This is a genomic window from Pseudomonas kilonensis, assembly GCF_001269885.1.
GTDB lineage: Bacteria > Pseudomonadota > Gammaproteobacteria > Pseudomonadales > Pseudomonadaceae > Aquipseudomonas > Aquipseudomonas kilonensis.
On record NZ_LHVH01000014.1, the window covers coordinates 43,033 to 68,452 of the forward strand.

The window sequence follows — 25,420 nt, forward strand, 5'->3', positions numbered from 1 at the left end:
GTTTTGTGGGAGTAAGGTTTTGTGGGAGTAAGGTTTTGTGGGAGTAAGGTTTTGTGGGAGTAAGGTTTTGTGGGAGTAGGGCTCTGTGGGAGCAAGGCTTGCCCGCGATGAAGGCACCGCGGTCTATAGCAAGACCGCATTATCGTTCATCGCGGGCAAGCCTTGCTCCCACAGATCCTTGCTCCCACAGATCCTTGCTCCCACAGAGCTTTGTTCCCATATTTATCTTTGTTCAGTGTGGCTTTTGGGTAAACGCCGACGCCGTAATCCCCCACTGGCCCAGCCAATAAATGACGATGATCAGGTAAGGCGCGGCATGGAAGGGCTGCACGAACCGGTTGATGCCGATCAGGCTGTCGGAGAACACAAAGGCCAGCGCCCCGGCGGCGGCCAGCCAGGCCGAGCGTTTCGGCACGTCGGTGCCCAGCCGCGCCAACGCTCGCCAAAGCATGGCGCTGATGGCCAGGCCGTAGACAATCACCGGCACCAGCAACGGCCCGAGGCCGTTCGACACCAGGATCCCCAACAGCACCGCGCCGATGCCCAAGGCCAGGGCCAATGGCAGCAGTGCCGGGCGGCGGCAGTCGCTGAGGTAGGCTTTCAGGTAGGCCAGGTGCGCCAGCAGAAACGCGCCAAGACCGAACACGAACAGATCCCCCGGCCAGGCCAGCAACACATCGCCCACCAGCGAAAAAATCAGCCCGAGGCTGATCCAGCGCCGATAGTCACTGGGCGGCGCATCGTGCAGCCAGCCGAGCAGGGCCAGGACCGGCATGGGCTTGACCAGCAGGCACAACAGCGTGGCGTGCACGGTCAGGCCGTACAGGTAGGTGGCTGCGCCCATCAGTGCAAGGATCAGCCAACCCACGGTCAGTTCACCGCAATGGCGCAGTCAAACGTTTCCACGGGCGGTACTTCCGGGGCCCAGGGCTGTTGATAAGTCAGGCGCAAGCGCCCGGTGCCAGCGCTGAACGCCTGGAAGCGCCAGGTCGAGACACCTGCGGCGCCGACGATACCGGCGTCTTCCGGGTTGCGATAAACCTCCGGCCCCAAGCCTTTGAGCACGCCACCGGCCGAATCCTGGATCGCCCAGCGATAACCGGTAGTGGGGTTGCTGGGCAAGCTCAGGATCAGGTTCTGCCCGTTATTGAGCCTTACCGGGCACTGGCTCAGTTTTTCCACGGTCACGTTGTTGCTGGTTTGCGTGGCGCAGGCGCTCAGCAGGGCGAGGCTGAGGGGGACGAGCAGGCGGGTGGGGAACATAAGGGTGGTGGCTCCGGCATTCACGACGAACGGCGAGCATAACCGAAGATGCTACTGGGTGTGTCAGGTGGGCATATGTTGTTGCTGATAACGCCTTCGCGGGCAAGCCTTGCTCCCACAATGGATCTTTGTTGCAGACAAAATCTGTGAGCGACATTTAACCCTGTGGGGCAAGGCTTGCTCCCACTGTGGATCTTTGTCGCACACAAAATCTGTGAGCGACATTTTACCCTGTGGGAGCAAGGCTTGCCCGCGATGGCGCCCGCACAAGCGCTAGAGAAATATCAGAACAACACCTTGGCCACATCCGCAAACCGCTTGGCAAAGTGCACCGTGACACCTTCCTTGAGGTAGTCCGGCAGTTCTTCGAAGTTGCCCCGGTTGGCTTCCGGCAGGATCAGCTCGTTGATTTTCTGCCGCCGCGCCGCGATGACCTTCTCGCGCACCCCGCCAATCGGCAGGACGTGCCCGGTGAGGGTCAGTTCGCCGGTCATGGCCACGCCTTTTTTCGGCGGCTGGTTGCGGGCCAGGGACAGCAACGCGCTGGCCATGGTCACGCCGGCGCTCGGGCCGTCCTTGGGCGTGGCGCCTTCCGGTACGTGCAGGTGAACGAAGGCCTCGTCAAAGAACTTCGGATCGCCACCAAATTGCTTCAGGTGCGAACTGACGTAGCTGTGGGCGATTTCCGCCGATTCCTTCATCACGTCCCCCAGTTGCCCGGTCAGCTTGAAGCCGCGATTGAGGGTGTGGATGCGCGTTGCTTCGATCGGCAAGGTCGCGCCGCCCATGCTGGTCCAGGCCAGGCCGGTAATCACGCCGATGCCGGACAACACCTGCTCGTTGCGGAACACCGGTTTACCCAGCGAGGCCTCGAGGTCCTTCGGCCCGAGCTTGATCATGGCCTTGGGGTCGTCGATCAGCTTCATCACCGCCTTGCGCACCAGTTTGCCCAGCTGTTTTTCCAGCTGTCGCACCCCGGCTTCACGGGCATAACCGTCGATCAGGGCCTTGAGGGCGCTGTCGTTGATGCTCAGGCTGCCCTTGGACACGCCGGCCTTGGCCAGTTGCTTGGGCCACAAGTGACGCTTGGCGATGGCGACTTTTTCTTCGGTGATGTAGCCCGACAGGCGGATCACTTCCATCCGGTCCAGCAGCGGGCCGGGGATCGAGTCCAGAGTGTTGGCGGTGCAGACGAAGAGCACTTTCGACAGGTCCAGGCGCAGGTCCAGGTAGTGGTCGAGGAATTCGACGTTCTGCTCCGGGTCGAGGGTCTCCAGCAGGGCCGAGGCCGGGTCGCCCTGGTAGCTCTGGCCCATCTTGTCGATCTCGTCGAGCATGATCACCGGGTTCATCACTTCGACATCTTTCAGTGCCTGCACCAGCTTGCCCGGCTGGGCGCCGATGTAGGTGCGCCGATGCCCCTTGATCTCGGCTTCATCACGCATGCCGCCGAGGCTGAAACGGTAGAACGGTCGCCCGAGGGACTCGGCGATGGATTTGCCGACACTGGTCTTGCCCACGCCCGGCGGACCCACCAGCAGCACGATGGAACCGCTGATCTCGCCTTTGTAGGCGCCAACGGCGAGGAATTCGAGGATGCGCTCCTTGATGTCGTCCAGGCCGGCGTGGTGCTGGTCGAGCACCTTGCGCGCATGCTTGAGGTCGAGTTTGTCCTGGCCATACACGCCCCACGGCACCGAGGTCGCCCAATCCAGGTAATTGCGGGTGACGGCATATTCCGGCGAGCCGGTTTCCAGGATCGAGAGTTTGTTCATTTCCTCTTCGATGCGTTTCTGCGCCTGGGCCGGCAGCACTTTGCCTTCGAGCCGCTGCTCGAACTGTTCGATATCGGCGCTGCGGTCGTCTTTGGTCAGCCCCAGCTCCTGCTGGATGACCTTGAGCTGCTCCTTGAGGAAGAACTGGCGCTGATGTTCGCCGATCTTGTTGTTGACCTCGGCGGAAATTTCTTTTTGCAGCCGCGCCACTTCGACTTCCTTGCGCAGCATCGGCAGGACTTTTTCCATGCGCTTGAGCATGGGCACGCAGTCGAGCACTTCCTGCAGTTCATTGCCGGTGGCGGAGGTGAGCGCAGCGGCAAAGTCGGTCAGCGGCGAAGGGTCGTTGGGGCTGAAGCGGTTGAGGTAGTTCTTCAGCTCTTCGCTGTACAGCGGGTTGAGCGGCAGCAGTTCCTTGATCGCGTTGATCAGCGCCATGCCGTAGGCCTTGACCTCATCGGTCGGCTCGCTCGGCTGGTGCGGGTATTCGACTTCCACCAGGTACGGTGGGCGATGGTGCTTGAGCCAGGTGCGGATACGCACGCGGGTCAGGCCCTGGGCGACAAATTGCAGTTTGCCGCCTTCCCGGCTGGCGTGGTGCACCTTCACCAGCGTGCCGTACAGCGGCAGTTTGGAGGTGTCGAAATGGCGCGGGTCTTCCTGGGGCGAGTCCATGAAGAACAGTGCCAGGGAGTGATGGTCGGACTTGGCCACCAGCTCCAGGGTCTCGGCCCATGGTTCTTCGTTGACGATGACCGGCAACACCTGGGCCGGGAAGAATGGACGATTGTGGATCGGGATGATGTAGACCTTGTCCGGCAAATTCTGGCCAGGCAGGGCCAGGCCGGTGCCGGAGGAGGTGTGTTCGATGTGTTCGGAGTCAGCGTAATCGTGAGTGGCTTCTGTAGAGTGCTGGTCGCTCATGGGGCACCTGCGCAATGGGGTATGGGTCTTAGATGGGGCAGGTGGGGGGTGGTTTCAATGGAGGGTGATTGTTAGCGGTTATTTCATTGGCCGGTTCTGCCCCGTAGGAGCTGCCGAGCGAAGCGAGGCTGCGATCTTTCCCCTGACGCTTGAGTCTCAAGTGAAAGATCAAAAGATCGCAGCCTGCGGCAGCTCCTACGGGAGGCGCGTCAGGCGACCCGGTTCAAGTCGTTATGACGCGTCTCCTTCAGGCACAGCACGGCGATCACACTAAGCAGCGCGGCCGCTGAAACATAACCCCCGACATAGCTCAAACCGCCCATCGCCACCAGTTTCTGGGCGAAGAACGGCGCGGCCGAGGCGCCGACGATGCCGCCCAGGTTGTAGGCCGCCGAGGCACCGGTGTAGCGCACGTGGGTCGGAAACAGTTCTGGTAGCAAGGCGCCCATGGGGGCGAAGGTCACCCCCATCAGGAACAGCTCGATGCACAGGAACAGCGCCACGCCGCCGGTCGAGCCGTGGGTCAACAAGGGTTCCATGAGGAAACCCGAGGCAATCGCCAATACGCCGCCGATGATCAGCACCGGCTTGCGTCCGTAGCGGTCGCTGGCCCAGGCCGACAGGGGCGTAGCGGCGGCCATGAACAGCACGGCAAAGCACAGCAGGCCCAGGAAGGTCTCGCGGCTGTAGCCGAGGGTGGACACGCCGTAGCTCAGGGAAAACACCGTCGAGATATAGAACAGCGCGTAACACACCACCATCGCCGCCGCGCCCAGCAAGGTTGGCGCCCAGTACTGGCTGAACAGCTCGACCAACGGCACCTTCACTCGCTCCTGGCGGGCCATGGCATTGGCGAACACCGGGGTTTCGTGGAGCTTGAGCCGCACATAGAGGCCGACGATCACCAGTACGGCACTGAGCAGGAACGGAATCCGCCAGCCCCAGGCGCGGAACTGCTCGTCGTCAAGGGTCATGGCCAGGGTCAGGAACAGCCCGTTGGCCGCCAGGAAGCCGATGGAGGGCCCCAGCTGGGGGAACATGCCGAACCAGGCACGCTTGCCCTTGGGCGCGTTCTCGGTGGCAAGCAGCGCCGCGCCGCCCCATTCACCGCCCAACCCCAGGCCCTGGCCGAAACGCAGCACGCACAGCAGGATCGGCGCCCAGGCGCCAATGCTGGCGTAGCCCGGCAGCACGCCGATGAGCGTGGTGCACACACCCATCAGCAGCAGGGACGCCACCAGCGTCGACTTGCGCCCGATCCGGTCGCCGAAATGGCCGAACAGCGCAGAGCCCAACGGGCGTGCGAGGAAGGCGATGCCGAACGTCAGGAAGGACGACAGCATCTGTGCCGTGCCTGAGGTTTGCGGGAAGAACACCGGCCCGATCACCAGGGCCGCAGCCGTGGCGTAGACGTAGAAGTCGTAGAACTCGATGGCGGTGCCGATGAAACTCGCGGTGGCCACGCGGGTGGCCGAATTTGTCGGCTGGGCAGACACAGCCTCGTTGCAGGTAGCGGTCGTCATGCGGTTATCCCTGACAGTCATGTGCTCCGTTGGAGCGAATTATTATGGTCGAACACCCAGGGATGTGGGCGGGTATCCTTTCGCTGTTTCGGGTAGGAACAGCCGCAGGACTGATGCTGATTTTGCCGATGAACCGGCTGGGTGCGGGTAAGCACGGGGTTCGGGCGGGGCTGGGTAAGCGGCTTGAGTATAGGAAGGGGGCTAACGAATCAACAAGAGAGCCCGCACACAATATTGAAGCGTGCGCTGGGCTTTTTGTGGCGAGGGGATTTATCCCCGCTGGGCTGCGAAGCGGCCCCAAATACAGTCAACTCAATTTTGCCTGGCACACCGAGTTGCCGGGTTTTAGGGCTGCTTCGCAGCCCAGCGGGGATAAATCCCCTCGCCACAACTGTGTTTTACCTTGAGCCTGGGGGGGATTCAGGAAGCCGTGGGCACCGAACTGTTATGCCACGCCAGCACCTGGCTGACACGGTTGTCCACGGTTTCGATGATTTCCAGCCGATAACGGCCGATCTTCAGGCACACCGGGCTTTCGGGGATGGTTTCCAGGGCTTCGGTCACCAGCCCGTTGAGGGTCTTGGGGCCGTCGCAAGGCAGGTGCCAGCCCAGGGTCCTGTTCAATTCGCGGATCGACGCCGCGCCATCGATCATCAGGCGACCATCGGGCTGGGGATGGATGTGGGGGTTATCGAGGCTGTGCTCGCTCTCGAATTCGCCGACGATTTCTTCCAGGATATCTTCCAGGGTGACGATGCCCAGCACTTCGCCGTACTCGTCCACCACCATGCCCAGGCGCCGCTGCTGCTTGTGGAAATTCAGCAATTGCAGTTGCAGTGGCGTGCTTTCGGGGACGAAGTAGGGCTCGTGGGAGGCGGTCAGCAGCGCTTCCTTGGTCAGGCTCGCGTCCGCCAGCAAATGACGGATCTGGCGCGTGTTGAGCACCGCTTCGACCTGGTTGATGTCGCTGTGGAACATCGGTAGGCGGGTACGCCGGTTCAGGCGCAACTGTTCGATGATCTCGCCGATGGGGTCGTCGAGGTTGATCCCATCGACCTCGCTGCGGGGCACGAGGATATCGTTGACGGTGATGTTGTCCAGGGCGTGTATGCCGGAAATCGGGTGCAGCCGGCCGCCGCCGTGTTCAGGTTCGTGTTCGCTGCGCGGTGGCGCGGGCATTTCGTCGTCGCTCTGTTGCACCATGCTGGCCTTGCGCGCAAAGGGGCGCAGCAAAAATTGGCTGGCACCATTCAACAGCCAGGCAAACGGATAGAGGATCTTCAACGGTATGCCCAGCAAGGCGTTGCCCAGGGCCAGCACCGCTTCGGGTTGGCGGGTGGCCAAGGTGCGCGGCAGGTAGTCGGCAAACACCAGCAGGGCAGCGCCGCTGCCGAGCCAGGCTACCCAAGGGCCGTTTTCCAGCCAGGTAAAGATCGCCAGCAAGGTGCCGATGACCACGGCCAGGGTGCGGCAGAGGGTATTGCACAGGATCAGGCTGGCCAACGGGAACGTCAGCGCTGCCAGTGGCTTGTCACTGGCGCGCGAAGCTGTGCGCTGGGCCAGCAGGTGCTGCTGGGCGGCTTCGATGGCGGTGAACAGGGCCGACCAGAGGATCAGCACCACCAGCACGGCAAACAGCGGCGCCACGGGCAACGTATCCATCAGCGCCGTCCGTCACACATGCAGGATGTATTCGCGGACCAGCTTACTGCCGAAGTACGCGAGCATCAGCAGGCAGAAACCGGCCAGGGTCCAGCGAATCGCCTTGTGGCCGCGCCAGCCGAGGCGGTTGCGGCCCCACAGCAGCACGCTGAAGACGATCCACGCCAGGCAGGCCAGCAGGGTCTTGTGCACCAGGTGCTGGGCGAACAGGTTCTCTACGAACAGCCAGCCGGAGATCAGCGACAGCGACAACAGGCTCCAGCCGGCCCAGAGGAAGCCGAACAACAGGCTTTCCATGGTTTGCAATGGCGGGAAGTTGCGGATCAGCCCGGACGGGTGCTTGTTTTTGAGCTGGTGGTCTTGCACCAGCAGCAGCAAGGCCTGGAACACCGCGATGGTGAACAGGCCATAGGCGAGGATCGACAGCAGGATGTGGGCTAGGATGCCTGGCTCTTCGTCGATGATCTGCACCGTGCCCGACGGCGCGAATTGCGCCAGCAGCACCGTCGCCAGCCCCAGCGGGAACAGCAGCACCAGCAGGTTTTCCACCGGAATGCGCGAGCAGGCCAGCAGCGTCAGGGCGATCACGGCGACGGCGATCAGGCTGGCGGCGTTGAAGAAGTCCAGGCCCAGGCCGATCGGTGTCATCAGGTGGGTATAAAGGCTGGTCGCGTGACCGAGCACCGCCAGCACGCCAAGCGTAACCAGCAGGCGTTTGTTCGCCTTGGCGCCGGTGGCCAGGCGGGTGCCTTGATAGAGGGTCGCAGCGGCATAAAGGCAAGCGGCGGCGAGCGTGGCAAGCAAGCTGGGTGACAAGGGGAGCATAAATCCTGTTAGGCAAGCCCGAAAGGCGCTGAGTTTGGCATAGAACCCCCTCCGCACGAAAGACCACCGCAACTGACAGTAAGGTGTACGTCGCCCGCTTCTTCGCTATAATCCGCGACCTGCCCACGCCGCAGGCTCGCCGAGCACATTTTTCACGGTCTGGGCCGCCATTATCCCGGTCTCATCTGGGCCTGAAAGGATCGCGCATGTTTGAAAACCTAACCGACCGTCTCTCGCAGACGCTGCGCCATGTCACCGGCAAGGCGAAACTGACCGAGGACAACATCAAAGACACCCTGCGCGAAGTGCGCATGGCGTTGCTCGAAGCCGACGTCGCCCTGCCGGTGGTCAAGGACTTCGTCAATTCGGTCAAGGAGCGTGCCGTCGGCACCGAGGTGTCGCGCAGCCTGACACCGGGCCAGGCGTTCGTGAAGATCGTCCAGGCCGAACTCGAAAGCCTGATGGGCGCCGCCAACGAAGACCTGAACCTGAGCGCCGTACCGCCAGCGGTGGTGCTGATGGCCGGCCTGCAGGGCGCGGGCAAGACCACGACAGCCGGCAAGCTGGCGCGCTTCCTTAAAGAGCGCAAGAAGAAGTCGGTGATGGTGGTGTCGGCGGACATCTACCGTCCGGCGGCAATCAAGCAACTGGAAACCCTGGCCAACGACATTGGCGTGACGTTCTTCCCGTCCGACCTGAGCCAGAAGCCGGTGGACATCGCCCAGGCGGCAATTAAAGAAGCAAAACTGAAATTCATCGACGTGGTCATCGTCGATACCGCCGGTCGCCTGCACATCGATGAAGAGATGATGGGCGAGATCAAGGCGCTGCATGCCGCGATCAACCCGGTGGAAACCCTGTTCGTGGTCGATGCCATGACCGGCCAGGACGCGGCCAACACCGCCAAGGCATTCGGTGATGCGCTGCCGTTGACTGGCGTGATCCTGACCAAGGTCGACGGTGACGCCCGTGGCGGTGCCGCGCTGTCGGTACGCGCCATCACCGGCAAGCCGATCAAGTTCATCGGTATGGGCGAGAAGAGCGAAGCGCTCGAGCCGTTCCACCCCGAGCGTATCGCTTCGCGCATCCTCGGCATGGGCGACGTGCTCAGCCTGATCGAGCAGGCCGAACAGACCCTCGACAAGGACAAGGCCGACAAACTGGCCAAGAAGCTGAAGAAGGGCAAGGGCTTCGACCTCGAAGACTTCCGCGACCAGTTGCAACAAATGAAGAACATGGGCGGCCTTGGCGGCCTCATGGACAAACTGCCGAACATCGGTGGCGTGAACCTGGCGCAGATGGGCAATGCCCAGGGCGCGGCTGAAAAGCAGTTCAAGCAGATGGAAGCCATCATCAACTCCATGACCCCGGCCGAGCGCCGCGACCCTGAGCTGATCAGTGGTTCGCGCAAACGCCGTATCGCCATGGGTTCCGGCACCCAGGTGCAGGACATCGGTCGCTTGATCAAGCAGCACAAGCAGATGCAGAAGATGATGAAGAAATTCTCCGCCAAGGGCGGAATGGCCAAGATGATGCGCGGCATGGGTGGTATGTTGCCCGGCGGCGGCATGCCGAAAATGTAAAGAATCTGCGCCGACTGTCATGTCGGCGTTGCCCCGCACGGATGCGGGGATCTCCAGCAAACCCGCGCTACGCGGGAGCTGACTTGCCGTTTTTCATGACGGCTCTATGGCAAATCTTGATCGCATGGCGCCAGGCGCCGGAAAAAGACATTTGCAAAAGTCCGGATATTCCTTAGAATATGCGGCCTTTCGGGCACCTATGCCCGCTGTGCATTTAGATTTGCAGCACCGACTACAGGAACGATGTTCACATGCTAACAATCCGTCTTGCCCTTGGCGGCTCCAAAAAGCGCCCGTTTTACCACCTGACCGTAACCGACAGCCGCAACCCGCGTGACGGTTCCCACAAGGAGCAGGTTGGTTTCTTCAACCCTGTTGCCCGTGGTCAGGAAGTTCGTCTGTCCGTGAACCAAGAGCGCGTAGCCTACTGGCTGAGCGTTGGTGCACAACCTTCTGAGCGCGTTGCTCAGTTGTTGAAGGAATCGGCTAAGGCTGCGGCCTGAGCAATATGAACGCGACGCCAAAAGATGCTGATGATTTGATCGTTGTCGGCAAGATCTACTCTGTACATGGCGTTCGCGGCGAAGTGAAGGTGTATTCCTTTACTGATCCGATCAAGAACCTGTTGGACTACAAAACCTGGACGCTCAAGCGCGAAGGTAGCGTGAAACAGGTGGAGCTGGTCAGCGGACGCGGGAACGACAAGTTCCTGGTCGCAAAGCTCAAGGATCTCGATGATCGTGAAGAAGCGCGTCTTCTGGCCGGTTATGAGATCTGCGTGCCGCGCAACCTGTTCCCTGAACTGACCGACGGCGAGTACTACTGGTACGAGCTGGTGGGTCTGAAGGTCATCGACCACCTCGGGCAATTGCTCGGGAAAATCGATCACCTGCTCGAGACCGGTTCGAACGATGTCATGGTGGTCAAGCCTTGCGTCGGCAGCCTGGATGATCGCGAACGCCTGTTGCCCTATACCGAGCAATGCGTGTTGGCCGTCGACCTTGCCGCAGGCGAGATGAAGGTGGAATGGGATGCGGATTTCTAAACGTGGCTAATTTGCGCGTTGAAGTCATTACATTGTTTCCCGAGATGTTTTCCGCCATCAGCGAGTACGGCATAACCAGCCGCGCGGTGAAACAGGAGCTGTTGCAGCTCACCTGTTGGAATCCGCGGGACTACACCACGGATCGACATCACACTGTGGACGATCGCCCGTTTGGCGGTGGTCCGGGCATGGTGATGAAGATCAAGCCCCTGGAAGATGCGCTGGTTCAGGCCAGGACGGCAGCCGGGGAGGGTGCGAAGGTGATCTACCTGTCGCCCCAAGGCCGTCAGCTGACTCAGTCGGCGGTACGCGAGCTGGCGAATTCGGATGCATTGATCCTGATTGCCGGCCGTTATGAAGGCATTGACGAGCGTTTCATTGAAGCTCATGTCGATGAAGAGTGGTCGATTGGCGACTATGTACTGTCTGGCGGCGAGCTGCCGGCGATGGTCCTGATCGATGCGGTTACACGACTGCTGCCTGGAGCTTTAGGGCATGCAGATTCCGCTGAGGAAGATTCCTTTACGGATGGTCTGCTGGATTGCCCGCACTACACCCGACCGGAGGTGTATGCGGATCAGCGTGTTCCCGACGTGTTGCTAAGTGGCAATCACGCGCACATCCGGCGTTGGCGTTTACAGCAGTCCCTTGGTCGGACCTATGAACGACGCGCCGATCTTCTGGAAAGCCGCTCGCTTTCTGGAGAAGAGAAGAAGCTGCTCGAGGAATACATCCGCGAGCGGGACGATAGTTAACAACGTATCGATGGTGAGTCCGACGACTTGCCTTAGGAGCACAGCATGACTAACAAAATCATCCTTGCACTCGAAGCAGAGCAGATGACCAAAGAAATCCCTACCTTTGCCCCAGGCGACACCATTGTCGTTCAGGTGAAAGTGAAGGAAGGCGACCGTTCCCGTCTGCAAGCGTTCGAAGGCGTCGTTATCGCCAAGCGTAACCGTGGCGTGAACAGTGCATTCACCGTTCGTAAAATCTCCAACGGTGTCGGCGTAGAGCGTACTTTCCAGACCTACAGCCCGCAAATCGACAGCATGGCTGTCAAGCGTCGCGGTGACGTACGTAAAGCCAAGCTGTACTACCTGCGTGACCTGTCGGGTAAAGCAGCTCGCATCAAGGAAAAACTGGCTTAAGTCCAGCTTCCGATGCAAAAAAAAGCAGCCTGCGGGCTGCTTTTTTGTTGCCTGCGATTTGCGCTTTGAGCACCCTGCATAGCTTCATTTGCCATATTGATGCTGTGTGTGCCCGCATCCTTCAAGAGTTCATATGCCCGCCATCGATCATCCGCTGATAGACCAGTTTCTCGACGCCCTGTGGCTGGAGAAGGGCCTGTCCGATAACACCCGCGATGCCTATCGCAGCGACCTGGCGCTGTTCAACGGTTGGCTGCAGGAAAACCACCTGGAACTGATCAATGCTGGCCGGGAGTTGATCCTCGATCACTTGGCGTGGCGCTTGGAGCAGAACTACAAACCTCGCTCGACGGCACGGTTTCTCTCCGGCCTGCGTGGGTTCTATCGCTATTTGCTGCGGGAAAAGCTGATCGCGGTGGACCCGACCTTGCGCGTGGAAATGCCGCAGCTGGGGCGCCCATTGCCCAAATCCCTGTCGGAAGCCGATGTGGAGGCGCTGCTGGCGGCACCCGACCTCAGCGAAGCCATCGGTCAGCGCGACCGGGCCATGCTGGAAGTCTTGTATGCCTGTGGCCTGCGGGTCACCGAGTTGATCAGCTTGACCCTGGAGCAGGTCAACCTGCGCCAGGGCGTGCTGCGGGTGATGGGCAAAGGCAGCAAGGAACGCCTGGTGCCGATGGGTGAGGAAGCGATCGTCTGGGTCGAGCGCTACATGCGCGATGCCCGTCATGAGCTGCTGGGCGGGCGTCCCAGCGATGTGCTGTTTCCCAGCCTGCGCGGTGAGCAGATGACCCGCCAGACCTTCTGGCACCGCATCAAGCACCAGGCCAAGGTGGCCGGGATCGGCAAATCCCTCTCGCCCCACACCTTGCGCCATGCCTTTGCCACGCACTTGCTCAACCACGGCGCCGACTTGCGGGTGGTGCAGATGCTGCTAGGCCATAGCGACCTGTCCACCACCCAGATCTACACCCACGTCGCCCGGGCGCGGTTGCAGGACTTGCATGCCAAACACCATCCGCGCGGCTGAATGAAATTCCCTGTGGGAGCGAGCTTGTGGGAGCAAGGCTTGCCCGCGATGAACGATAACGCGGTGTAGTTGTTACACCGCGGCGCGGCCATCGCGGGCAAGCCTTGCTCCCACAGGACAGCTCCCACAGGACAGCTCCACAGAAAAGCTCCCACAGAAAAGCTCTCATAGAAAAGCTCCCACAGAAAAGCCTGCATCAATCCTCAAAGCGTCTTGCATCAGCGGCATTCGGTCACGCGGGCCTTATGTGGTAGGCTTTGTCGGTTTGCACAGTGGGCGGTTGGAACCCGAATCTGCGGGTCGGCGTTTCCCGTCTCATTTGTTCGCCTCAGGAGTCCCCATGCGTTTGATCCAGATGTTCACCGCCGCCGCCATTGCGCTGGCCAGTACCTTTGCCATCGCCGACGACGCGGCCGACAAGGCTATCCGCAAGAGCCTGGAAAACCTTCAGCTCGAAGTGCCGATCGAAACCATCTCGGCCAGTCCCATGGCCGGCCTGTATGAGGTCAAGCTCAAGGGCAGTCGCGTGCTTTACGCCAGCGCCGACGGTCAGTATATCGTCCAGGGCAACCTGTTCGAGCTCAAGGACGGCAAGCCGGTCAATCTCACCGAGATGACCGAGCGCCAGGGCATTTCCAAGTTGATCAACGGCATTCCAGTCGCTGAAACCGTGGTCTACCCGGCGATTGGCGAAACCAAGTCGCACATCACCGTGTTCACCGACACCACCTGCCCGTATTGCCACAAGCTGCACGCCGAAGTGCCGGAGCTGAACAAGCGCGGCATCGAAGTGCGCTATGTTGCGTTCCCGCGCCAGGGCCTGGGCTCGCCGGGCGATGAGCAGTTGCAGGCGGTCTGGTGCTCCAAGGACAAGAAAGCGGCCATGGACAAGATGGTCGATGGCAAGGAAATCAAGGCCGCCAAGTGCGAGAACCCGGTTTCCAAGCAGTTCGCCCTTGGCCAGTCCATTGGTGTGAACGGCACGCCGGCCATCGTTTTGGCCGACGGCCAGGTGATTCCGGGCTACCAGCCGGCGCCACAAGTCGCCAAACTGGCCCTGGACGCGAAATGATCATGGGCGATCTGCTTCTGAAGATCACGGCTCGGCGAAAACCTTCGTCGGGCCGTTAAACACAAAGTCGCGTTGCTGCGCGGCTGTATTTCACGGCCGACCTTGCGTCGGCCGTTTCATGGGGAGTCAAGAGTGAATCCGGTCAAAGTAGGCATCTGTGGGTTAGGTACCGTCGGTGGCGGCACCTTCAACGTACTTCAGCGCAACGCCGAGGAAATTGCTCGTCGTGCCGGGCGTGGGATCGAAGTGGCACAAATTGCCATGCGCACGCCAAAGCCTCAGTTCCAGACGACCGGTATTGCGATTACCAACGATGTCTTCGAAGTGGCCACGAACCCTGAGATCGACATCGTCATAGAGCTGGTCGGCGGCTACACCGTTGCCCGTGAGCTGGTACTCAAGGCCATCGAGAATGGCAAGCATGTGGTCACCGCGAACAAGGCGCTTATCGCTGTTCACGGTAATGAGATTTTCGCCAAGGCCCGCGAGAAGGGCGTGATCGTGGCTTTCGAAGCCGCCGTGGCCGGTGGTATCCCGGTGATCAAGGCGATCCGCGAAGGCCTGTCGGCCAACCGCATCAACTGGGTCGCGGGGATCATCAACGGCACCGGCAACTTCATCCTCACCGAGATGCGCGAGAAGGGTCGCACCTTCGAAGACGTGCTCGCCGAAGCCCAGGCCCTGGGCTACGCAGAGGCTGATCCGACGTTCGACGTGGAAGGCATCGACGCAGCGCACAAGCTGACGATCCTGGCCTCCATTGCGTTCGGCATTCCGTTGCAGTTCGACAAGGCCTACACCGAAGGCATCACCAAGCTGACCACCGCTGACGTGAACTACGCCGAAGCCTTGGGCTATCGCATCAAGCACCTGGGCGTGGCGCGCAGCACCGCCAACGGCATCGAGCTGCGCGTGCACCCGACTTTGATCCCGGCCGATCGCCTGATCGCCAACGTCAACGGCGTGATGAACGCGGTGATGGTCAACGGCGACGCCTCCGGCTCGACGCTGTTCTACGGCGCTGGTGCGGGCATGGAACCGACGGCCTCTTCGGTGATTGCCGACCTGGTGGACGTGGTTCGCGCCATGACCTCGGACCCGGAAAACCGTGTGCCGCACCTGGCCTTCCAGCCAGACTCGCTGTCGGCTCACCCGATTCTTCCGATCGAGGCGTGCGAAAGCTCCTACTACCTGCGCATCCAGGCCAAGGACCATCCGGGTGTGCTGGCCCAAGTGGCGAGCATCCTCTCGGAACGCGGCATCAACATCGAGTCGATCATGCAGAAGGAAGTCGAGGAACACGACGGCCTGGTGCCGATGATCCTGCTGACCCACCGTGTGGTCGAGCAGCGCATCAACGACGCGATTGCGGCGTTGGAAGCGCTCCAGGGTGTCGTTGGCCCGGTGGTCCGTATCCGCGTCGAACATTTGAATTAATTTAGCGGCAAGCGGTAAGTTGCAGGCTGCGAACGAAGGCACACTTGCCTTTGAATGTATCGCCTGCTGCTTCAACGCTTGAAGCCCAAACCGAAGGTTTGCCCCATGCGCTATATCAGCACCCGCGGCCAGGCACCGGCCCTGAATTTCGAAGATGTCCTCCTGGCCGGCCTGGCCACGGACGGCGGTCTCTATGTGCCGGAAAACCTGCCGCGCTTCACCCAGGAAGAAATCGCTTCCTGGACCGGCCTGCCGTATCACGAGCTGGCGTTCCGGGTCATGCGCCCGTTCGTCACCGGCAGCATCCCGGACGCCGATTTCAAGAAAATCCTGGAAGAGACCTATGGCGTCTTTTCCCACAATGCCATCGCACCGCTGCGTCAGCTCAACGGTAACGAATGGGTCATGGAGCTGTTCCACGGCCCGACCCTGGCGTTCAAGGACTTCGCCCTGCAATTGCTCGGTCGCCTGCTGGACTACGTGCTGCAAAAGCGTGGCGAGCGTGTGGTGATCGTCGGTGCCACGTCTGGCGACACCGGTTCGGCGGCCATCGAAGGCTGCAAGCATTGCGATAACGTCGACATTTTCATCCTGCACCCGCACAACCGGGTCTCGGAAGTACAACGTCGGCAGATGACGACGATATTCGGCGATAACATCCACAACATCGCCATCGAAGGCAACTTCGATGACTGCCAGGAAATGGTCAAGGCCAGTTTCGCCGACCAGAGCTTCCTCAAGGGCACGCGGCTGGTGGCGGTGAACTCGATCAACTGGGCGCGGATCATGGCCCAGATCGTTTATTACTTCCACGCGGCCCTGCAATTGGGCGGCCCGGCCCGCTCCGTGTCGTTCTCGGTGCCGACCGGCAACTTCGGCGATATCTTCGCCGGCTACCTGGCGCGCAACATGGGCCTGCCGATCAATCAATTGATCGTCGCCACCAACCGCAACGACATCCTGCACCGCTTCATGAGCGGCAACCAGTACGTCAAGGAAACCCTGCACGCCACGCTGTCGCCTTCGATGGACATCATGGTGTCGTCGAACTTCGAACGCCTGCTGTTCGACCTGCACGGTCGCAATGGTGCGGCGATTGCCGGCCTGATGGACAGCTTCCGCCAGGGCGGCGGTTTCAGCGTCGAGCCTGAGCGCTGGACCGAAGCCCGCAAGTTGTTCGACTCCCTGGCCGTGGACGATGAGCAGACTTGCGAAACCATCGCCGAGGTGTTCGAGCAGAGCGGTGAGTTGCTCGATCCGCACACGGCCATTGGCGTCAGGGCCGCTCGTGAGTGCCGTCGTAGCCTGGACATCCCGATGGTGATCCTGGGCACGGCGCATCCGGTCAAGTTCCCGGAAGCCGTGGAGAAAGCCGGTGTAGGAAAAGCGCTCGAACTGCCTGCGCATCTTTCTGATTTGTTTGAGCGAGATGAGCGTTGCACCGTGTTGCCCAACGACTTGAAGGCCGTGCAGGCCTTTGTCAGTCAGCATGGGAACCGCGGCAAGCCACTCTGACCGCGCAAACCTGTCACATTTTGAAGCCCGTCTCCTGACGGGCTTTCTTGTTTCTGCATGCCAAACTGGTCGGGTTTTCGCCCTTGGAGGAACGGGCGAGTCATCTCGAAGGAAATGCAGATGTCGTTTTTTAGCAAAGGCAAGCCAGCCCGGGGCTGGGTAATGGGCCTGGCCCTGATGTACTGGGCGCAAGGGGGCAATGCGGCACAGTTGGCGGCTTTCGACACGCCGCCGTTCAATCCTGGCGAACGGCTGGTGCTGGATGTGCAGGAATTGAAGTGGATCAAGGAGAACCCCCGCGTCATCGTGGCCACGACGCAGTTTCCGTTGTACCTGTTCAAGAATGAACTGGGGCAGTGGAACGGTCTGAACCACGACATTCTCCAGCGCATTACGCAAATGACTGGCCTTGAGTTCGTGCATCGAGAGTCGTTCTCCCCCGGCGAGTTGCTGACGCTGCTGGAGAACAGCGAAGCCGACATGACGACCCTCTTGGCGATGAATGACGAACGCAGGGATTTCCTGAGTTTCAGCCATGCATTTGGTGGCTCGGGCTGGGTATTTGTCGGCCGTGACGGAGAGTCGATTCTCCATTCGCTGGAACAGCTGGAAGGGAAGGTCCTGGCGTTGCCGGCGCGGCATGCCTTGGAAGCGGAGATCAGGCGCGACTACCCGGCCATCGAATTGCGCACGACCAAGACCTATGGCGAGGCGCGGGCATTGGTCGAGAGTCGGGAAGCCTATGCCACCATCGAAAATGAAACCGGGGTGCATCTCTATCCGGCGGGACAATTGCAGGTAGGAAGGGGCCTTGAAGGCAAGTGGGAACCCGATTACCTCGCGGTACGCCAGGACCTGACCGTGCTGCTGAGCATCTTGAACAAAGCCCTGGAAGCCTTCCCGGCCAAGGACATGCGCGCGCTGCGTTCCAAATGGATGGCCGGCATCACACCCGTCCAGGCGCCATCGATCTGGGAGCGGGTGTCCCGCTGGGGGTACTGGTGCGTGACCGTGGTCGTGGTGTTCGGCCTCCTGTCCCTGCTATGGAACCGTCGCCTGCAGATACAGATCGACCAGCGCCTCAAGGCCGAGGCGGTCCTCAAGGACCAGTTGATGCTCCAGCGGGCCTTGATGGATGCCATTCCCGACCCGATTTTCATCCGGGATCTGGAAGGGCGCCTGATCATGTGCAACAAAAGCTACGAGGACCAGTTTGCGACCCGCTTCGAAAAGCTGCGGGGCACGCGGCTGACGGATTCGGCGGCATTCCCGCCGGCCACTGCCGAGTTGCTGCATGGGGAGGTGATGGAGCAATTGCGCACCGGCCAGTCCCGGTTCGTCGACCGACAATTGATGTTCAGCAGCGGATTGCGGGAAATCTATCATTGGTCGGTGCCCTTCTATGGGGCTGACGGGCAGTTGCGCGGCATTCTGGGGGGCTGGACCGATGCCGGGCGTCGATGGCGCCGTTGCGACAAGTTGATGGCCTGACGCCGACCGTCACCACGCCAAGACTTCAAGAGAAGGCTGTTGTTTGCCTGTCATATTGGGCGCGCATGCTCGGTTGAACAGGTTGGAGGCGTGCCGGTTCGGTGCGCTGACGAACTTTCTGCTGCGGCCCACGGTCACTTACTGTGAACATGCAGTTGTTTTCGGACTATTGAAGGGTGAGCGAATGGAAAGTATCAGCCTATTGCTGAATGAAGCCTTGAGCCCGTATCAGGTCACGCTGACTCCCTCCGGCGCCAAGGGCGAATGCCTGGTGACGCTGAAGAATACCTCCGGGGCCATCATGGTCGAGCGAGTGTTCAATCAGGCCCAATTGACCGACAAGCGTCAGTTGACGGATGTGGTCGATGGCCTGCATCGCGATGTATTGATTGCCGAGGGCCGCCTGGAGCCCTGTGTGATTGCGGCGCTGCGCAATCTGGCGCGCGACAAGGTCATGGTCGGGGCGAATTGACTGGGGTTTTGTGGGAACCTTCCTACGTCCTGATGAGTCAGACTCTTTACCAACAAGAGCGAGCATTGTGCTCCGGTGCTTGTCGCTTGTTGTACGAACCTTGATTGGTTACGTTTAACCCCGAGTCGTCTCCCCACTTCTCGGGGTTTCTTTTTGCCTGGCTTTTACGTTTTTAGCGCGTTCTGTCAGGCGCTGGCGCCGTTGTGGGAGCAAAGCTTGCTCGCGATGGCGGCCTGATGGTCGGTACATATCCATTGCTGCGGTAACGGCGGCTTAGGGTTCCGCCCTGACGGCGGGTCACTTTCGAAAAGCGCGAAAGTAACCAAAGCGCTTCTGCCCCACCACTCGGTGCCTCGCCTAGGCTCGGCATGCCCGAACGAAGGCATTGCTCCGTGGGCCCGCCGCGAAGGGCCATCCATGGCCCAGCGCGGCTAACCCGGCATCCATGCCGGGTTGCCCACTGCGCAATGCCTGCGTTCGGCCAGCGTGGTTAACGGGGCGCCGAGATCAACGTCCACCGCGAGGCGGCCTAACAGCCGGCCTGGCTCTCCCGGTCGTACACCCGTCAGATCTGTTTGAGCAGGACCTGTGGGAGCAAAGCTTGCTCGCGAGGCGGCCTGACAGCCGACCTGGCTCTCCCGGTCGTACTCGGACCCAACTGTGGGAGCGGGCTTGCTCGCGAAGGCGGCCTGATGGTCGGTACATATCCATTGCTGCGGTAACGGCGGCTTAGGGTTCCGCCCTGACGGCGGCTCACTTTTGAGAAGCCCGGAAGCCGGCCCAGTCAAAAGTAAGCAAAACGCTTCTGCCCCACCACTCGGCACCTCGCTTAGGCTCGGTGTGCCCTCACTCCGGCATTGCTCCGTGGGCCCGCCGCGAAGGGCCATCCATGGCCCAGCGCGGCTATCCCGGCATCCATGCCGGGATGCCCACTGCGCAATGCCTGCGTTCGGCCAGCGTGGTTAACGGGGCGCCGAGATCAACGTCCACCGCGAGGCGGCCTAGTAGCCGGCCTGGCTCTCCTGGTCGTACACCCGTCAGATCTGTTTGAGCAGGACCTGTGGGAGCAAAGCTTGCTCGCGATTGCGGTGTGCCAGTCAACATCAAGTCGATTGAACGGACGCTATCGCGAGCAAGTCCGCTCCCACCGTTTGATCTTCGGTGACTGGCCCCTACAGAGCGTCAAATGGCCCCGTCGGCGCGCAGTTTGGTGATCTGCTGCGCGTCGTAGCCAAGCTCGCCGAGCACTTGTGCGTTGTGTTCACCCAGCGCCGGCCCGACCCATTCGGAGGTGCCCGGGGTGTCGGAGAGTTTCGGTACGATCCCCGGCATCTTGAACGCCTTGCCGTCGGGCAACTTGGCCTGCAGGAACATTTCACGAGCCAGAAACTGCGGGTCGCTGAACATATCCTCGGCGCTGAAGATCCGACTGGCCGGCACTCCGGCCTGGTTCAGTTGGTCGATAACGCTATCGAGCGGCAGCGAGTTGACCCAGCGATCGATGACGCCGTAGAGCTCGTCACGCCGGCTGTCGCGGCCATCATTGCTGGCCAGTTGCGGGTCATTGGCCAGGTCGTCACGGCCGATGATCTGCATGAAGCGCTTGAAGATCGCGTCGCCGTTGGCGCCAATCTGTACGTGCTTGCCGTCAGCGCTGGTGTGGATGGACGAGGGGGTGATGCCGGGCATGATGTTGCCGGTGCGCTCACGGATGAAGCCGAACACGTCGAACTCTGGCACCATGCTTTCCATCATGGCAAAAATCGCCTCGTACAAGGCCACGTCCACTACTTGCCCCGTTCCGCCGTTGATCTCGCGGTGACGCAGGGCCATCAATGCGCCGATCACGCCCCAGAGGGCGGCGATGGAGTCGCCGATGGAAATTCCGGTGCGCACCGGCGGACGGTCCTCGAAGCCGGTGATGTAGCGCAGGCCGCCCATGGATTCGCCCACCGCGCCAAACCCCGGTTGATCCTTCATCGGCCCGGTCTGGCCGAAGCCCGAAAGCCGCACCATCACCAGTTTCGGGTTCAGTGCGTGCAGGACATCCCAGCCCAGGCCGAGCTTTTCCAGTACGCCGGGGCGAAAGTTCTCGATCAGGATATCGGCTTCGCCGATCAGTTTTTTCAGGATCGCCAGGCCTTCGGGGTGCTTGAGGTTCAAGGTCAGGGACTTCTTGTTGCGTGCCTGGACGAACCACCACAGCGAGGTGCCTTCGTACAGCTTGCGCCACTTGCGCAGGGGGTCACCGCCGTCGGGCGATTCGACCTTGATGACTTCGGCACCGAATTCACCGCAGATGCGCGAGGCGAAGGGCCCGGCGATCAAGGTGCCGAGTTCGATGACTTTGACGCCGGCAAGGGGTTTGGCAGTAAGCGACATGACAGATCCTGTAGGACAAAGGCAGAACGAATAGAGCGTTTTATCATAGGCCAAGGCCGGTCGCCGCAGGTTGATGGTCGGCAATTCGTGGATTGCCCGCGTCATCGGTTAGACTTGCCGCCTTTCCTCGTATCAAGAAGCCCGTTCATGGCCCAGCCGTCCACGACCTATAAGTTTGAACTGAACCTCACCGACCTTGACCGCAATGTGTACGAGAGTGTGAAGCAGACCATCGCCCGCCACCCTTCGGAAACCGAAGAGCGCATGACCGTGCGCCTGTTGGCCTACGCGTTCTGGTACAACGAACTGCTGGCGTTTGGTCGTGGTCTGTCAGACGTCGATGAGCCGGCGCTGTGGGAAAAAAGCCTGGATGACCGTGTGCTGCACTGGATCGAAGTCGGTCAGCCGGATGCCGATCGCCTGACCTGGTGCTCGCGCCGGACCGAGCGCACCAGCCTGCTGGCCTACGGCAGCCTGCGGGTCTGGGAAGGCAAGGTGATCCCGGCGGTCAAGAACCTGAAAAACGTCAACATCGCCGCCGTGCCCCAGGAAGTGCTCGAAACCCTGGCCCAGGACATGCCGCGGGTGATCAAGTGGGATGTGATGATCAGCGAGGGCACGATTTTCGTGACCGACGACCGTGGCCAACATGAAGTCCAGCTGCAATGGTTGCTGGGCGAGCGTGGCTGAGCCCACCGGGACTGTAGGAGCTGTGTAGGAGCTGTCGAGTGCAACGAGGCTGCGATCTTTCCCCTGACGCTTGAGTCTCAAGCGAAAGATCAAAAGATCAAAAGATCGCAGCCTTCGGCAGCTCCTACAGTGCCAAGCTCCCTCGCCACCAGGATTTTCACCATTAAAGAGAAGTTTTCGTCACCCCATGCGCATAGAACCCCGCCAACTGCCCGATACCCTGCCATTTCTCGGTGACCTGCCGCCCCTGTTGACCCGCCTGTACGCAGCGCGTGGCGTGCAGTCCGAGGCTGAACTGGACAAGAGCCTGGCGCGCTTGATTCCCTTCCAGCAGCTCAAGGGGATCGACGCCGCGGTGGATCTGTTGGTGACGGCGCTGGAGCAACGCCAGCGCATCCTGATCGTGGGTGACTTCGACGCCGATGGCGCGACCGCCAGCACCGTGGGCATGCTCGGGTTGCGTCTGCTCGGTGCGGCCCATGTCGACTACCTGGTGCCTAATCGCTTCGAATATGGCTACGGGCTGACCCCGGAAATCGTCGAAGTCGCCCTGGCCCGCGAACCGCAGTTGCTGATCACCGTGGATAACGGTATTTCCAGTGTGGAAGGCGTGGCGGCGGCGAAAGCGGCGGGGCTCCAGGTGCTGGTCACCGACCACCACTTGCCCGGCCTTGAACTGCCGGCAGCCGACGCCATCGTCAATCCGAACCAGCCGGGCTGCGAGTTCCCGAGCAAGGCCCTGGCCGGTGTCGGGGTGATTTTCTATGTGCTGATGGCGCTGCGGGCGCGTCTGCGCAACCTGGGCTGGTATGCCAGCACACCCCAGCCGAACATCGGCGAATTGCTCGACCTGGTGGCCCTGGGCAGCGTGGCCGACGTGGTGCCCCTGGACGCGAATAACCGGATCCTGGTGCACCAAGGCCTGGAACGGATTCGCGCCGGACGTGCCCGGCCCGGCATCAAGGCAATCCTGGAAGTGGCCAAGCGCGATGCTTCACGGATTACCTCCACCGACCTCGGATTTATCCTCGGGCCGCGTCTGAATGCGGCGGGGCGCCTGGACGACATGAGCCTGGGCATCGAATGCCTGCTCACCGACGACCCGGCCCTGGCGCGGGAGATGGCCGCGCAACTGGACGGCATGAACCAGGACCGCAAGTCCATCGAGCAGGGCATGCAGCGCGAAGCCCTGGCCCAGCTCAAGGACCTGCCGGTGGAGTCGATGCCGTTCGGTTTGTGCCTGTTCGATCCGCAGTGGCACCAAGGGGTCATCGGCATCCTCGCTTCGCGGATGAAAGAGCGCTATTTCCGTCCGACCATCGCCTTTGCCGATGCCGGGGACGGTTTGCTCAAGGGCTCGGGCCGCTCGGTGCCGGGCTTTCACATTCGCGATGCGCTGAGCGTGGTGGCGGCGCAGCATCCCACCCTGATCAGCAAGTACGGCGGTCACGCCATGGCGGCGGGACTGACGCTGCCGGAGGCGAATTTTCCGTTGTTCGCCGAAGCGTTCGACGCGGAAGTGCGCCGGCAATTGCGTGAAGAAGACCTGACCGGCCGACTGTTGTCGGATGGCACCCTGGCGGTCGAGGAGTTCCACTTGGAACTGGCCCGGGCACTGCGCCACGCCGGCCCCTGGGGCCAGCATTTTCCTGAGCCAATGTTCCACGGCCTGTTCCAGTTGGTCGAACAGCGCGTGGTGGGCGAGCGGCACCTGAAGGTCGTCCTCAAGAGCGAGTGCGGCTCGGTGAAGCTTGATGGCATCGCCTTTGGCATCGACCGCGAGATCTGGCCCAACCCTACCGTGCGCTGGGTGGAACTGGCCTACAAGCTCGACCTCAACGAGTTCCGCGGTCAGGAAACGGTGCAATTGATGATTGCCCATATCGAGCCGCGGTAGCCACAAGTGCTATCGATTAAGTGATGACTTCTTGTGGCGAGGGGATTTATCCCCGCTGGGCTGCGCAGCAGCCCCCAAAATGTCCCGGCACCGCATTTCTCCAGTCAAACGGCGTTGGCCGGGTTCGCGACTGCTTCGCAGTCGAGCGGGGATAAATCCCCTCGCCACACAGTGACCGACCTAAGCGGGAGCAAGCGCCCTCGCCACACCGTCGGTTTTTAAGTTCTGAACCCTCCGTCCTGCCGGGTTGTCGACTAGGCTCTAAGCACTGCTTGATAGCCCTTGTGACGTCTTGTCGAGTTTTTTGCCCGCGGGGGCGGGTGTTGCACCTTTTGTCACTCGTCGACTTTTCAAACAGAACCCTGGAGCCTGCCCACTGATTCGAGAGGTGCCCCATGAGTCTGCTGCTGGAACCCTATACCCTTCGCCAATTGACCCTGCCCAATCGCATCGCGGTATCGCCGATGTGCCAGTATTCGAGCACCGATGGCCTGGCCAACGATTGGCACCTGGTGCACTTGGGCAGCCGTGCCGTGGGCGGTGCCGGCCTGGTGTTCACCGAAGCCACCGCTGTTACCGCCGACGGCCGCATCACCGCCCAGGACCTTGGGCTGTGGAACGATGAACAGATCGAACCCTTGCAACGCATCACCCGGTTCATCACCGCCCAAGGGGCCGTGCCGGGCATACAACTGGCCCATGCCGGACGCAAGGCCAGCACCTGGCGACCCTGGTTGGGCAAGCATGGCAGCGTCAAGCCGGCGGATGGCGGCTGGATGCCGGTCGGTCCATCGCCGATTGCCTTCGACCCGCAGCACACCCAGCCAGTCCAATTGGACGACGGGCAGATCGCCGGTGTGATCCAGGCCTTCGTCGATTCGGCCAAGCGCGCCCTCACGGCCGGCTTCAAAGTGGTCGAGGTTCACGCGGCCCATGGGTATCTGCTGCATCAATTCCTCTCGCCCTTGAGCAATCAGCGGCGCGATCAATACGGCGGCTCGTTCGAAAATCGCATCCGCCTGGTGCTGCAAGTCACCGAAGCGGTGCGGGCCGTATGGCCTGAAGAACTGCCGGTGTTCGTTCGTGTTTCCGCCACCGATTGGGTCGAGGACGGGTGGAACCCGGACGAAACCGTGGAGCTGGCGCGGCGCTTCAGGGCGCTGGGGGTGGACCTGATCGATGTGTCATCGGGCGGCACCGCCGCCAATGCGGAAATTCCCACCGGCCCGGGTTACCAGACCCGTTTCGCCGAGCGGGTGCGCAAGGAGTCGGAAATCGCCACCGGCACCGTCGGCATGATCACTGAGCCGGCCCAGGCCGAACACATCCTGCGCACCTGCCAGGCCGATATCATTTTCCTGGCCCGCGAATTGTTGCGTGATCCGTACTGGGCCTTGCATGCCGATGATGACCTGGGCGGCCGCAAGGCCACGTGGCCGGCGCAGTACCAGCGGGCCACGCATCGGGACCAGCCGATTCATGAGTCGGATTTGCGCGATTGAGTGTTTGGTAAAACAAAAAAGCCCCGGTCGTCATTGGCCGGGGCTTTTGTTTATCTGGAATCTTTAGTGCTTGTACCGCCGTCTTCGCGAGCAAGCCCGCTCCCACAAGGGATTTTTGTTGATCATAGAACTTCTGATTTACACCCACCTCCATGTGGGAGCGGGCTTGCTCGCGAAGGCG

The 25,420-nt window shown here is 61.2% G+C and carries 21 protein-coding genes; 14 read left to right on the forward strand and 7 right to left on the reverse strand.

Annotated features, from left to right (window positions below):
- Positions 1-232: 232 nt before the first annotated feature.
- The 6 genes from AD662_RS04995 to AD662_RS05020 form a co-directional block, all read right to left on the reverse strand.
- Complete coding sequence (locus AD662_RS04995) at positions 233-868, reverse strand: lysoplasmalogenase (protein ID WP_053185827.1); 636 nt, start codon at positions 866-868, stop codon at positions 233-235.
- A 2-nt stretch (positions 869-870) separates the two neighbouring features.
- Positions 871-1,263: a protease inhibitor I42 family protein gene (locus tag AD662_RS05000; RefSeq protein ID WP_053185830.1), complete on the reverse strand. Its 393-nt coding sequence runs from the start codon at positions 1,261-1,263 to the stop codon at positions 871-873.
- A 284-nt stretch (positions 1,264-1,547) separates the two neighbouring features.
- Entirely contained in the window at positions 1,548-3,962 is a 2,415-nt protein-coding gene (lon, locus tag AD662_RS05005; protein ID WP_018611158.1) for an endopeptidase La, read from the reverse strand.
- A 209-nt stretch (positions 3,963-4,171) separates the two neighbouring features.
- Entirely contained in the window at positions 4,172-5,485 is a 1,314-nt protein-coding gene (locus AD662_RS05010) for an MFS transporter (protein WP_018611156.1), read from the reverse strand.
- Positions 5,486-5,905: 420 nt separating this feature from the next.
- Complete coding sequence (locus AD662_RS05015) at positions 5,906-7,147, reverse strand: HlyC/CorC family transporter (protein ID WP_018611154.1); 1,242 nt, start codon at positions 7,145-7,147, stop codon at positions 5,906-5,908.
- A gap of 12 nt (positions 7,148-7,159) precedes the next feature.
- Complete coding sequence (locus tag AD662_RS05020; protein ID WP_018611152.1) at positions 7,160-7,972, reverse strand: cytochrome C assembly family protein; 813 nt, start codon at positions 7,970-7,972, stop codon at positions 7,160-7,162.
- A 206-nt stretch (positions 7,973-8,178) separates the two neighbouring features.
- Here AD662_RS05020 and ffh point away from each other — a divergent pair, with 206 nt between their 5' ends.
- From ffh to AD662_RS05075, 11 genes are all read left to right on the forward strand, one after another.
- Entirely contained in the window at positions 8,179-9,555 is a 1,377-nt protein-coding gene (ffh, locus tag AD662_RS05025) for a signal recognition particle protein (protein WP_003198085.1), read from the forward strand.
- A 251-nt stretch (positions 9,556-9,806) separates the two neighbouring features.
- Complete coding sequence (rpsP, locus tag AD662_RS05030) at positions 9,807-10,058, forward strand: 30S ribosomal protein S16 (RefSeq protein ID WP_003198088.1); 252 nt, start codon at positions 9,807-9,809, stop codon at positions 10,056-10,058.
- A gap of 5 nt (positions 10,059-10,063) precedes the next feature.
- Positions 10,064-10,600 carry a ribosome maturation factor RimM gene (gene rimM, locus AD662_RS05035; protein WP_018611149.1) on the forward strand — a complete coding sequence of 179 codons (537 nt, stop codon included), beginning with the start codon at positions 10,064-10,066 and terminating at the stop codon, positions 10,598-10,600.
- Positions 10,582-11,355 (forward strand): tRNA (guanosine(37)-N1)-methyltransferase TrmD, encoded by a 774-nt coding sequence (gene trmD, locus AD662_RS05040; RefSeq protein ID WP_170845966.1) that lies wholly within the window; start codon positions 10,582-10,584, stop codon positions 11,353-11,355. Before rimM ends, trmD begins: the two co-directional genes overlap by 19 nt.
- A 45-nt stretch (positions 11,356-11,400) precedes the next feature.
- Positions 11,401-11,751 (forward strand): 50S ribosomal protein L19, encoded by a 351-nt coding sequence (gene rplS, locus AD662_RS05045; RefSeq protein WP_003175895.1) that lies wholly within the window; start codon positions 11,401-11,403, stop codon positions 11,749-11,751.
- Positions 11,752-11,884: 133 nt separating this feature from the next.
- Complete coding sequence (gene xerD, locus AD662_RS05050) at positions 11,885-12,781, forward strand: site-specific tyrosine recombinase XerD (RefSeq protein ID WP_018611113.1); 897 nt, start codon at positions 11,885-11,887, stop codon at positions 12,779-12,781.
- A 340-nt stretch (positions 12,782-13,121) separates the two neighbouring features.
- Positions 13,122-13,853: a bifunctional protein-disulfide isomerase/oxidoreductase DsbC gene (gene dsbC / locus AD662_RS05055; RefSeq protein ID WP_014336731.1), complete on the forward strand. Its 732-nt coding sequence runs from the start codon at positions 13,122-13,124 to the stop codon at positions 13,851-13,853.
- Between the two features lie 132 nt (positions 13,854-13,985).
- Positions 13,986-15,290, forward strand: a complete 1,305-nt coding sequence (locus AD662_RS05060) for a homoserine dehydrogenase (protein ID WP_003198098.1) — start codon at positions 13,986-13,988, stop codon at positions 15,288-15,290.
- 105 nt (positions 15,291-15,395) lie between these two features.
- Positions 15,396-16,805 (forward strand): threonine synthase, encoded by a 1,410-nt coding sequence (gene thrC, locus AD662_RS05065; RefSeq protein WP_053185988.1) that lies wholly within the window; start codon positions 15,396-15,398, stop codon positions 16,803-16,805.
- Between the two features lie 120 nt (positions 16,806-16,925).
- Complete coding sequence (locus AD662_RS05070) at positions 16,926-18,296, forward strand: transporter substrate-binding domain-containing protein (RefSeq protein ID WP_018611105.1); 1,371 nt, start codon at positions 16,926-16,928, stop codon at positions 18,294-18,296.
- A 184-nt stretch (positions 18,297-18,480) separates the two neighbouring features.
- Positions 18,481-18,768: a DUF3509 domain-containing protein gene (locus AD662_RS05075; RefSeq protein WP_018611102.1), complete on the forward strand. Its 288-nt coding sequence runs from the start codon at positions 18,481-18,483 to the stop codon at positions 18,766-18,768.
- Between the two features lie 1,182 nt (positions 18,769-19,950).
- Here the strand turns inward: AD662_RS05075 and AD662_RS05080 are convergent.
- The gene (locus AD662_RS05080) at positions 19,951-21,150 is read right to left on the reverse strand and encodes a CaiB/BaiF CoA transferase family protein (RefSeq protein ID WP_053185833.1); all 1,200 of its coding nucleotides are present in this window, start codon (positions 21,148-21,150) and stop codon (positions 19,951-19,953) included.
- 147 nt (positions 21,151-21,297) lie between these two features.
- On the opposite strand from AD662_RS05080, the gene AD662_RS05085 reads away from it, so the two are divergent.
- The 3 genes from AD662_RS05085 (at position 21,298) to AD662_RS05095 (ending at position 25,239) form a co-directional block, all read left to right on the forward strand.
- The gene (locus tag AD662_RS05085; protein WP_018611098.1) at positions 21,298-21,840 is read left to right on the forward strand and encodes a YaeQ family protein; all 543 of its coding nucleotides are present in this window, start codon (positions 21,298-21,300) and stop codon (positions 21,838-21,840) included.
- Between the two features lie 187 nt (positions 21,841-22,027).
- On the forward strand, positions 22,028-23,737 hold the full coding sequence (gene recJ / locus AD662_RS05090) for a single-stranded-DNA-specific exonuclease RecJ (RefSeq protein WP_053185836.1): 1,710 nt from the start codon (positions 22,028-22,030) through the stop codon (positions 23,735-23,737).
- Between the two features lie 395 nt (positions 23,738-24,132).
- Positions 24,133-25,239, forward strand: coding sequence for an NADH:flavin oxidoreductase/NADH oxidase (locus AD662_RS05095; protein WP_024616782.1), 1,107 nt, complete (start codon positions 24,133-24,135; stop codon positions 25,237-25,239).
- Positions 25,240-25,420: the final 181 nt, after the last annotated feature.

Coding starts and splice junctions, on each gene's coding strand:
- AD662_RS05000 (WP_053185830.1), bottom strand. CDS start 1,263: ATGTTCCCCACCCGCCTGCTCGTCCCCCTCAGCCTCGCCCTGCTGAGC.
- lon (WP_018611158.1), bottom strand. CDS start 3,962: ATGAGCGACCAGCACTCTACAGAAGCCACTCACGATTACGCTGACTCC.
- AD662_RS05010 (WP_018611156.1), bottom strand. CDS start 5,485: ATGACGACCGCTACCTGCAACGAGGCTGTGTCTGCCCAGCCGACAAAT.
- AD662_RS05015 (WP_018611154.1), bottom strand. CDS start 7,147: ATGGATACGTTGCCCGTGGCGCCGCTGTTTGCCGTGCTGGTGGTGCTG.
- AD662_RS05020 (WP_018611152.1), bottom strand. CDS start 7,972: ATGCTCCCCTTGTCACCCAGCTTGCTTGCCACGCTCGCCGCCGCTTGC.
- ffh (WP_003198085.1), top strand. CDS start 8,179: ATGTTTGAAAACCTAACCGACCGTCTCTCGCAGACGCTGCGCCATGTC.
- rpsP (WP_003198088.1), top strand. CDS start 9,807: ATGCTAACAATCCGTCTTGCCCTTGGCGGCTCCAAAAAGCGCCCGTTT.
- rimM (WP_018611149.1), top strand. CDS start 10,064: ATGAACGCGACGCCAAAAGATGCTGATGATTTGATCGTTGTCGGCAAG.
- trmD (WP_170845966.1), top strand. CDS start 10,582: ATGGGATGCGGATTTCTAAACGTGGCTAATTTGCGCGTTGAAGTCATT.
- rplS (WP_003175895.1), top strand. CDS start 11,401: ATGACTAACAAAATCATCCTTGCACTCGAAGCAGAGCAGATGACCAAA.
- xerD (WP_018611113.1), top strand. CDS start 11,885: ATGCCCGCCATCGATCATCCGCTGATAGACCAGTTTCTCGACGCCCTG.
- dsbC (WP_014336731.1), top strand. CDS start 13,122: ATGCGTTTGATCCAGATGTTCACCGCCGCCGCCATTGCGCTGGCCAGT.
- thrC (WP_053185988.1), top strand. CDS start 15,396: ATGCGCTATATCAGCACCCGCGGCCAGGCACCGGCCCTGAATTTCGAA.
- AD662_RS05070 (WP_018611105.1), top strand. CDS start 16,926: ATGTCGTTTTTTAGCAAAGGCAAGCCAGCCCGGGGCTGGGTAATGGGC.
- AD662_RS05075 (WP_018611102.1), top strand. CDS start 18,481: ATGGAAAGTATCAGCCTATTGCTGAATGAAGCCTTGAGCCCGTATCAG.
- AD662_RS05080 (WP_053185833.1), bottom strand. CDS start 21,150: ATGTCGCTTACTGCCAAACCCCTTGCCGGCGTCAAAGTCATCGAACTC.
- AD662_RS05085 (WP_018611098.1), top strand. CDS start 21,298: ATGGCCCAGCCGTCCACGACCTATAAGTTTGAACTGAACCTCACCGAC.
- recJ (WP_053185836.1), top strand. CDS start 22,028: ATGCGCATAGAACCCCGCCAACTGCCCGATACCCTGCCATTTCTCGGT.
- AD662_RS05095 (WP_024616782.1), top strand. CDS start 24,133: ATGAGTCTGCTGCTGGAACCCTATACCCTTCGCCAATTGACCCTGCCC.